This window comes from Brevibacterium sp., assembly GCF_022712115.1.
Classification (GTDB): Bacteria; Actinomycetota; Actinomycetes; order Actinomycetales; family Brevibacteriaceae; genus Brevibacterium; species Brevibacterium salitolerans.
On sequence record NZ_JALAHB010000162.1, the window covers coordinates 1 to 8,719 of the forward strand.

8 protein-coding genes and 1 pseudogene are annotated in these 8,719 nt (G+C 71.6%); 5 read left to right on the forward strand and 4 right to left on the reverse strand.

What is annotated here, in order from left to right; translation table 11 throughout:
- Window positions 1–565, reverse strand: a pseudogene (locus Q0A33_RS09115) (hypothetical protein); the annotation flags it as partial.
- A 137-nt stretch (window positions 566–702) separates the two neighbouring features.
- Here Q0A33_RS09115 and Q0A33_RS09120 point away from each other — a divergent pair.
- Window positions 703–2,190, forward strand: coding sequence for an AI-2E family transporter (locus Q0A33_RS09120; protein ID WP_291795311.1), 1,488 nt, complete (start codon window positions 703–705; stop codon window positions 2,188–2,190).
- Between the two features lie 59 nt (window positions 2,191–2,249).
- On the opposite strand, the gene greA is transcribed toward Q0A33_RS09120, so the two are convergent.
- Together greA and Q0A33_RS09130 are read right to left on the reverse strand one after the other, a co-directional pair.
- On the reverse strand, window positions 2,250–2,744 hold the full coding sequence (gene greA, locus Q0A33_RS09125) for a transcription elongation factor GreA (protein WP_291795313.1): 495 nt from the start codon (window positions 2,742–2,744) through the stop codon (window positions 2,250–2,252).
- Between the two features lie 287 nt (window positions 2,745–3,031).
- Entirely contained in the window at window positions 3,032–3,490 is a 459-nt protein-coding gene (locus Q0A33_RS09130; RefSeq protein ID WP_291795315.1) for a DUF4307 domain-containing protein, read from the reverse strand.
- 199 nt (window positions 3,491–3,689) lie between these two features.
- On the opposite strand from Q0A33_RS09130, the gene mca reads away from it, so the two are divergent.
- Together mca and Q0A33_RS09140 are read left to right on the forward strand one after the other, a co-directional pair.
- Window positions 3,690–4,667: a mycothiol conjugate amidase Mca gene (mca, locus tag Q0A33_RS09135; RefSeq protein WP_291795317.1), complete on the forward strand. Its 978-nt coding sequence runs from the start codon at window positions 3,690–3,692 to the stop codon at window positions 4,665–4,667.
- Window positions 4,664–5,059 (forward strand): hypothetical protein, encoded by a 396-nt coding sequence (locus Q0A33_RS09140; protein ID WP_291795319.1) that lies wholly within the window; start codon window positions 4,664–4,666, stop codon window positions 5,057–5,059. The genes mca and Q0A33_RS09140 overlap by 4 nt, the downstream gene beginning before the upstream one ends.
- 195 nt (window positions 5,060–5,254) lie before the next feature.
- Here Q0A33_RS09140 and Q0A33_RS09145 read toward each other — a convergent pair whose 3' ends face one another.
- Window positions 5,255–6,031: a hemolysin III family protein gene (locus Q0A33_RS09145; RefSeq protein ID WP_291795321.1), complete on the reverse strand. Its 777-nt coding sequence runs from the start codon at window positions 6,029–6,031 to the stop codon at window positions 5,255–5,257.
- Window positions 6,032–6,115: 84 nt separating this feature from the next.
- Between Q0A33_RS09145 and uppS the strand changes: the two genes are divergently transcribed.
- Together uppS and Q0A33_RS09155 are read left to right on the forward strand one after the other, a co-directional pair.
- Entirely contained in the window at window positions 6,116–6,904 is a 789-nt protein-coding gene (gene uppS / locus Q0A33_RS09150) for a polyprenyl diphosphate synthase (RefSeq protein ID WP_291795324.1), read from the forward strand.
- A 265-nt stretch (window positions 6,905–7,169) separates the two neighbouring features.
- On the forward strand, window positions 7,170–8,489 hold the full coding sequence (locus Q0A33_RS09155) for a PhoH family protein (RefSeq protein WP_291795326.1): 1,320 nt from the start codon (window positions 7,170–7,172) through the stop codon (window positions 8,487–8,489).
- Window positions 8,490–8,719 lie beyond the last annotated feature (230 nt).

Consider the following 8,719-nt stretch of genomic DNA (forward strand, 5'->3'; position numbering starts at 1 on the left):
GCAGCCGGGTGAGCGCGGAGGTGAGCACGCCCAGCGAGATCGAACCGGTGACGGGGTGCAGGACGTCCCCGGTGCCCATCGAGACGACGGCGATCCGGAGCTCGCCGGCCCGTGCCTGGTGCGGGTCCGCGAGCACCCGGTCGACCTGGTCGGCCACCTCGTCGGCACGGGCGGACGGCCGGGCGCAGGCGGACAGGCGCACGTCCGCACCCGTGAGGGCCGCGAGGCCGCGCGCCATGAGCGCGGGCGGGTCCGCGGGTCCCGTGCCCGCGACCCAGGAATCGCCGATCACCGCGAGCGCGGCCTCGGGGGAGGCGGTGCCGTGCGGGTCAGGGGGTGCGCTCCGGTGGGACGCGGGCCCGCCGTGGGCGTCGTGCACGCCGCGGGCCGCATCGCTGCGGACCACGCTCCGGTGGACCTGTGCGACGCCCTCCGGGCCGCGTGCGGCGTCGAACTCGCGCCGCAGGCGGGCGGCCTGCGCGTTGAGCAGTGCGGTGCCGGCGCTGGCGAGCACCACCGGCACGCCCAGGAGCGCGACGACGGCTGCCGTGGCCCTGCGTCGCATGCCGTCTCCTCTCCACTCCGCGTCCGTGCCGCCTAGAGCCTATCGCCGTCGGCGGTGATGGCGGGGAAGCGGCTATTCCCAGCGTTCCCGCTGACTTCCACCCCGCAGAGTGTCCGCTGCCGTACTAGTCTGTGAGCATGGCAGAGGAGCAGAGACCAGGCGTTTCACAGCGCCTGCAGAATGCATGGCGCGGACTCAGGAGCTTCCGGGGGGAGCCGCAGGGAGGTCCGCTGCTGGGGGCGCCCGCGGCGGGCCCGTTGGAGTTCTCGGAACCCACCGAGGACGAGCTGGGCAGGGGGGCGTACGAGCCGTACGTCTCCCCGTCGATGAGGCTGGCCGCCGCGTGGAGCTGGCGGGGGATCGTGGTGGTCGCGGCGATCGGAGTGGCCGGCTGGCTGCTGTCCAAGGTCTCCGTCGTGGTCATGCCCGCGCTCATCGCTCTGCTGCTGGCGGCACTCCTGAGCCCGCTCAACGGTGTGCTGGTCCGCAAGGGCTGGCCCAAGGCGCTGGCCGCCGCGACGGTGTTCGTGGGCTTCATCGTGCTGGTGGCCGGTCTGCTTGCGCTCGTGGGGCAGCAGATGGTCGTGGGCTTCCAGGACCTCTGGGGCCAGGTCGTCAAGGGCTTCCTCACGATCTCCGACTGGCTGAACTCCAATCCGTTCGGGCTCGACTCCTCGATCATCTCCGAGCAGCTCGACGCGGCCGTGGACCAGGGCGTCCACTACCTCGAGAACAACGCCTCCAACCTGGCCGGCGGCGCGGCCGGCGCGGTGATGAGTGTGGGCAGCTTCTTCACCGCGCTCGTCCTCACCCTCTTCACCGCCTTCTTCCTCATCAAGGACGGGCGGCAGATCTTCTCGTGGGGCATCCGGCTGCTCCCCGAACCTGCGCGGGCCAAGACGGAGGGGGCGCTGCTGCGCGGCTGGCAGACCCTCGTCCAGTACGTGCGCGTGCAGATCATCGTCGCCGGGATCGACGCGATCGGGATCGGCCTGGGCGCGTTCATCCTGGGCCTGCCCCTGGTGATCCCGCTGACGCTCATGGTCTTCATCGCCTCGTTCGTGCCCATCGTGGGCGCCGTCCTCACCGGCGTGATCGCCGTCCTGGTGGCTCTGGTGTCCGACGGCTTCGTCACCGCGATCATCATGCTGGCGATCGTCCTGGCGGTGCAGCAGATCGAGTCCAACGTGCTGCAGCCCCTCATCATGGGCCGTGCGGTCTCCGTCCACCCGCTGGCCGTGGTGCTCGCCGTGGCCGCGGGCGGCTTCCTCGCCGGCATCCTGGGCATGGTCTTCGCCGTGCCGGCGGTGGCGGTGGCGAACACCGTCGTCAAGAGCTTCGTGGGGCGCGGGGACGAGGTGGTCGAACTGGACGAGGACCCGGAGACGGGCACCGGCCCCGCCGCCTCCGCGGAGACGACGGCGGACAGAGCTGCGGCGAAGGCTGCGGAGAAGGCGGCCGAGGCCGTGGGCGCGCGCGTCCCGGAACAGGCGCGCACGGGTGAGGCCGCGGACCCCGCCTCCGCCGGCGACGGAGACGCGGCAGGCGGCCCCGGGCGCGGCATGGGCGAGGCGCCCGGCGACTCACCGGCGGACGGTGGGGGCGGCCGGCCCTCGGGCGGCTGACTCTGCGCGCAGAGACGGCGAGGGGCCGGCGGGAAGGATCTTCCCGCCGGCCCCTCGGCTCAGGAGAAGGGCTCGACCTTCTCCACCGTGACGGTGATGGACTTGCCGTTGGGCGCCTCGTAGGAGGTCGACTCGCCCACCTTGGTGCCGTTGACGGCGGCACCGAGCGGGGAGGCCTCGGAGACGACGTCGATCTCCGAGTCCGTGCCGACGATCTCCCGGGACCCCAGCAGGAAGCGCATCTCCCTGCTGGCGACCTTGGCGGTGATGACCGTGCCCGGCGAGGCCGCACTGAGGTCCGTGCTGGCTCCGCCGACCTTGGCGTGACGGAGGAGGTGCTCCAGCTGGCGGATGCGGGCCTCGATCTTGCCCTGCTCCTCACGCGCGGCGTGGTAGCCGCCGTTCTCCTTGAGGTCGCCCTCCTCGCGCGCCGCATCGATCTTCTCGGCGATGTCCGCACGGCCCTGCACGGAGAGATTCTCGAGCTCCTGCGAGAGCCGGTCGAAGGCCTCCTGGCTCAGCCAGGTCTCCTCTCCGGTGACTTCTTCCGTCATTTCTCCTCCTAGTGTGCGAAAGGCCCGCCTGGAGTGCGGGCCCGGACTCGCAGGCCCCACGGCCCGCGTTCCTACAGTGAAGGATCCCGGAGGCAACGTCTGCCATCCGGGATCGTTCCTGAGACCGGATCCTATCGGGGAGTGAGCGTCATCTCAACCGGAGTCCCTGTGCATGTCCTGAGCGACGAGCGCAATGCGACCTGTTCCGGCAGTGCGGGCGCCGCTGCGGCTGCGGTGCCGTGTGGGCCCCGCACCGGACCCGGGCGCATCCGCTCAGAGGGTCGTCCTCACTGCGGCGGATCGTCCGCGTACCAGCACGTGTCGAGGTGGCCGCTGGAGGCCAGCTGGGTGGTGGCGATCTCCGCGTGGAGGGTCACCGGCCGGGTGGTGTCGGCCTGCGGATCCGCAGGCACCTCCATCTCCACGTAGCCCACCACGGCATCGCGCTCGCTCACCGCCTGGACGCCGCAGACGATGTCTCGCTCCTCGTCCGGCACCACGGAGACCGTCGCGAGGGTGAGGGTGGAGTCGACGACGTCATAGCTGATGTTCTTGGTGCCCTGGGGGGTGCCCGTGGGGGCGAACGCGAACCATGCGGTCACCCCGCAGGCCACGAGGAGAGCGGCGACGACGGCGAAGGCGGCCGAGCGCTTCAGCGGTCTGCGTCCCCGCTCGCCGGGAGCGGCCGGCGGGCGTGCGGGCGTGCGCTTGCCGTAGCGGGACGAGAGGTCAGCCTGTGCGGTCACGCCCCCATTCTCGCAGACGCCGGAGCGCGCGCCGCACCGGCCTCGGGCCCGCTCGTCCCCGCCCTCCCGCCGGGGTCCGCCGGGCCGGGTCCGCCGGGCGGTTCCTGAAGCTCCGCTGAGGTGCGGTCGCGCCGCACACCGACTACCCTGTAGGGGCCTGTGCGCACCCCGCGCGCAGGAACTGCACGACGGAGGACTCATGCACAAGCGGGAAGCAAGACAGCCCGGCCCCTACGCCGGACTGCGACTGCTCGCCGTGCACGCGCACCCGGACGACGAATCGTCGAAGGGCGCTGCCACGACAGCCAAGTACGCGGCGTTCGGTGCGCAGGTCACGGTCGCGACGATGACGGGCGGCGAGGCCGGCGACATCCTCAACCCCGCACTGGAGGGATCCCCGGCGGCCATCCGCGACATCGCGGGCCTCCGCAGGGAGGAGATGGCCGCGGCCGCACGGGTGCTGGGTGTGGACCACGCCTGGGTGGGCTACGTGGACTCCGGCCTGCCGGACGGCGACTTCGACGAACTGCTTCCCAAGGGCGTCTTCTACCGCGTGCCGGACGACGTGGCCGCGCGTCCCCTCGTGGAGCTCATCCGGCGCCTGCGCCCCCAGGTCGTGACGACATACGACGAGCTGGGCGGCTATCCGCACCCGGACCACATCAAGGCGCACATCGTGACGATGCTCGCGGTGGAGCGCGCGGCCGATCCGGACGCCAACCCGGAGCTGGGAGAGCCCTGGCAGGTGCAGAAGGTCTACTACAACCAGGACCTCTCCGGGCGGAAGTTCCTCGCGATCCACGAGCGGATGCTGGCCGACGGCCTCGAGTCGCCGTTCGCGGAGAGACTCGACTGGTTCGCGGAACGCGATCGGGAGCGCCACACCTGGCTGTCCACGAGCGTTCCGTGCGGTGAGTTCATCGACGTGCGGGACCGTGCGCTGCTGTCCCACGCCACCCAGATAGACCCCAACGGCGGCTTCTTCGCGGGGCATCGGGAAGCGGCCAAGAAGTACTGGCCCTACGAGGAGTTCGAGCTGGCCCTCGACCTCACCGGCCGTGAGCCCCTGCCGCACGAGGACTTCGTCGAGAGCGACCTGTTCGCGGACGTGCTCTACGACTCCGGCGAACGGGTCCCCGCCGATCTCCTCATGGTGCGGCAGGAGGTCGCAGGATGAGCGCCGCGTCCGTGGCGCACGCGCTGACGGGTATGTGGGCCTCGGGCCCGGTGACCCTCGCCGCGCAGTCCCCGGCGCCGGGGGAGTCCGCCCCGCCCGGTGAGGGCGCCTACCCCGATGCGGAGCTCGTGACCCCCGGCACCATCGGCTTCGTCGTGACGTTCCTCCTGGCCGTGGCGGTCGTGCTGCTCGCGCGGAGCCTGCTCAGGCGGCAGCGTGCGATGCGCGCACGGGAGGGCGTGGTGCGCAGACATCCCATCCCCGTGGAGCGGGAGATGCGCAGGGCGCAGGAGCACGCCGCGCCGGCGCAGACGGCCGGGCCCGCACAGACGGCAGAGCCCGCGCAGTCCCCGGAGGACGACGCAGCGGGGACGGCCGCCGAACACCGCTGAGGCCGCTCGCACGCCGCTGACGGACGCACCCCGCCTCCCTGTGTGACAGGGGAGGCGGGGTGCTGCTGTGCGGTGCGCCGGCCTCGGGCGCGGGCCCCTCACCGGGCCGATGCCCGAACCGCACCGGGACGGTTGACCCGCCGGTGCGCGTTCTGAGCCTGCGGAACGCGCACCGCGCTCGAGGCAGGACCGGCCTCAGTAGTGATGCGAGGCCGCGACGAGGAGTGCCGCGAGGTGGCAGCCGTAGCCCAGCACCGTGAAGGTGTGGAAGATCTCGTGGTAGCCGAACACGCGCGGAGCGGGATCAGGCCGCTTGATGCCGTAGACCACGGCCCCTGCGATGTAGAGCGCGCCGCCGGTGACCACGAGGATCCCCACGGGGAGGCTCTCCGTCCAGATGCCCGGCACGTAGCCCACCCCGGCGAGGCCGATCGCCACGTACACCGGCACGAACAGCCAGCGCGGTGCCGTCGTCCACAGGAGCCGGAAGCCCACGCCCAGCAGGGCGCCCGTCCACATGACGGCCAGCAGGGTGATCGCAGAGCGGGGCGGCAGGCACAGCACCGCCAGCGGTGAGTAGGTGCCCGCGATGACGAGGAAGATGTTCGCGTGGTCGAAGCGCCTCAGCAGCAGCTTGATCCGCGTCCGCCACCGCCCTGTGTGGTACACGGCGGAGGTGCCGAACAGCAGCATCCCGGTCACCGCGAAGACCGCGGCGGCCAGGCGCGAGGGAATGGTGGGGGACACGATGACGAGGGCGAGCCCGCCGAGGACGGCGAGGGGGAACGCCGCGGCGTGGATCCAGCCGCGCCAGCTGGGCCGGATCTGCCCCGCCAGCTTGGAGAGCTCCTTGCGGAGGGCCGCACGCCGGTGGGAGCCGCGTCCCGGGGCGGGCGGCGCGGCGGTCGAGGTGGGCGGGCTCATGCCCGGTGCGGTGCCCGGCGCCGTGTGGTGATCGGTGAGGAGGTCCATCCTCTGATAGTAGAGTGAGGGCCTGAGTACGGCCTCGGCAGAACGCCCGGCCTTCGCCTCACGCACTTCCCAGGAGACCGCCGCATGCAGCCCCAGCCCCCGAGATGGCTCTACCGTCTCTACAACAGGCGGATCGCAGCGGGGCTGGAGCCCACCGGGCGTCTGCCCCGTCACGTGGGCGTCATCACGGACGGCAACCGGCGGTGGGCCAAGGAGTTCGGTCAGACCACCGCGGACGGGCATCGTGCCGGGGCGCAGCGGATCCTCCAGTTCATCGACTGGTGCGACGAGCTCGGCATCGAGGTCGTCACCCTCTACGTCCTCTCCAAGGAGAATCTGCAGCGCAGCGAGGAGGAGGTCTCCGTGCTGGGCGCGATCATCGGGGACCTCGTGGACGACATCGCCGGCCGCGACGGCTGCGAGGTGCGTCTGGTGGGCGATCTGGGCCTGCTGCCGGAAGGGCTGCGGGAGAGGCTCACGGCGGCCGCGCGCTCCTCCGCGGGTCGCGAGAACGGGCGGGAGCCCGCGCGGATCCGGGTGAACATCGCAGCCGGCTACGGCGGCCGGCAGGAGATCGTGACGGCCGTGCGTGAGCTGCTGCGGGAGGGCGAGGCCGCCGGCATGAGCCTGTCCGAGGCGATCGAGAGCGTGACGGAGCAGGGCATCTCCGAGCACCTGTACACCAAGGGCCAGCCGGACCCGGACCTCATCATCCGCTCCTCCGGGGAGCAGCGGCTCTCCGGGTTCCTCATCTGGCAGAGCGCCTACACGGAGTTCTACTTCTGCGAGGTCTACTGGCCGGCCTTCCGCCGCACGGACTTCCTGCGTGCGCTGCGCGACTACGCGGAGAGGGGCCGGCGCTACGGGAAGTAGGCTCTCGCTTCCTGCGCTTCCCGCCGGTGTCTCAGTCTGCATCGGAATCTGCCGGGATTCTCGATGCGGATGGAGACATGGACGGGACACCGGCTCTTCACGCAATCGTCATGCGACGCACTCCCCGGTCTCTGCGGACACGGGGTGCTCCGGCGCTAGCGTGAGGAGCGTCGGCAGGAAGCCGGCTCGGGCCCACACCGCGGCGGTGGGCAGCGCCTGAGTCGAAGACGGGGCGCACGCGGCCGCGCGGTGCGGCTCCGATCCGATGACGCAAAGGGAGCTCCCTGTGAGCACATCCGTCACGTACGTTCTCGACACCTCGGTCCTCCTCGCGGACCCCCGGGCGATGTTCAGGTTCGCCGAGCACGAGGTGGTGATCCCGCTGGTGGTGGTCTCCGAGCTGGAGGGCAAGCGGCACCATCCGGAGCTGGGCTTCACGGCGCGCCGTGCGCTGGGGCTGCTCGACGAGCTGCGGGAGGCGCACGGCCGGCTGGACGCGCCGGTTCCGGTGGGGGAGGACGGCGGCACGGTGCGGGTCGAGCTGAACCACATCGACGCCTCGGCGCTGCCCCTCGCCTTCGATCGCAGCGAGAACGACACGCGCATCATCGCGGTGGCGCGGAACCTGCAGGCGGAGGGCGACTCCGTCGTGGTCGTCACCAAGGACGTGCCGATGCGGGTGAAGGCGGCGTCCCTGGGGCTCGCGGCGCAGGAGTACCGCAACGAGCAGACCGCGAACGCCGAGTACACGGGCATGGCGGCGCTGGATCTGAGCGAGGAGGAGATGGGCCGGCTGTTCGAGACGGGCCGGCTGCACACGGACAGGGCGGACGGCGAGGTCGTGGGCACCGGTCTGGTGCTCTCCAGCCCGCGCGGCTCCGCGCTGGGGCGGCTCACGAACCCGGGTGCGATCAAGCTGGTGCGCGGGGACCAGAACGTCTTCGGCGTGCAGGGGAGGTCCGCGGAGCAGCGCGTGGCGATCGACATCCTCAGCGACGAATCCGTGGGGATCGTGAGCCTGGGCGGCCGCGCGGGGACGGGGAAGTCCGCGCTGGCGCTCATGGCCGGACTGCAGGCGGTGCTCGAGGACCGGACGCACTCGTCCATCAAGGTCTTCCGGCCGCTGTACGCGGTGGGCGGGCAGAACCTCGGCTACCTGCCCGGCAGCGAGGGCGAGAAGATGAACCCGTGGGCTGAGGCCGTGTTCGACACCCTGGGTGCGCTGGTGAGCCAGAACGTCATCGACGAGGTGCTGCACCGGGGCATCCTCGAGGTGCTGCCGCTCACCCACATCCGCGGCCGTTCGCTGCACGACTCCTTCGTCATCGTCGACGAGGCGCAGTCACTGGAGCGCGCGGTGCTGCTGACGGTGCTCTCCCGGCTGGGCACGAACTCCCGGGTGGTGCTCACCCATGACGTGGCGCAGCGGGACAACCTGCGGGTGGGGCGCCATGACGGCGTCACCGCGGTGGTCGACAGGCTCAAGGGCCACCCGCTCTTCGCACACGTGACCCTCATGCGCTCGGAGCGCTCCGCGATCGCCGCCCTCGTGACTGAGGTGCTCGAGGAGTACGAGCTGGTGTGAGGGTGGGGGCGTGGTGCCGCGCATCGCGCGCACCTCGCACGCCTCGCCGATGTCTCACTCTGCATCGACAATCCGGAGAGATTTCGACGGAGAGTGAGACACCAGCGCAGGTGAATGACGGATACCGCAGCGCACGGCTGCAGACGGAGACGGAGCGGCGGCCGCGAACGAGCCAGTGACAGCCGCCCCGCGGGGGGGGCGGGCAGGAGAAACCGCGGAGGAGCCCCGGA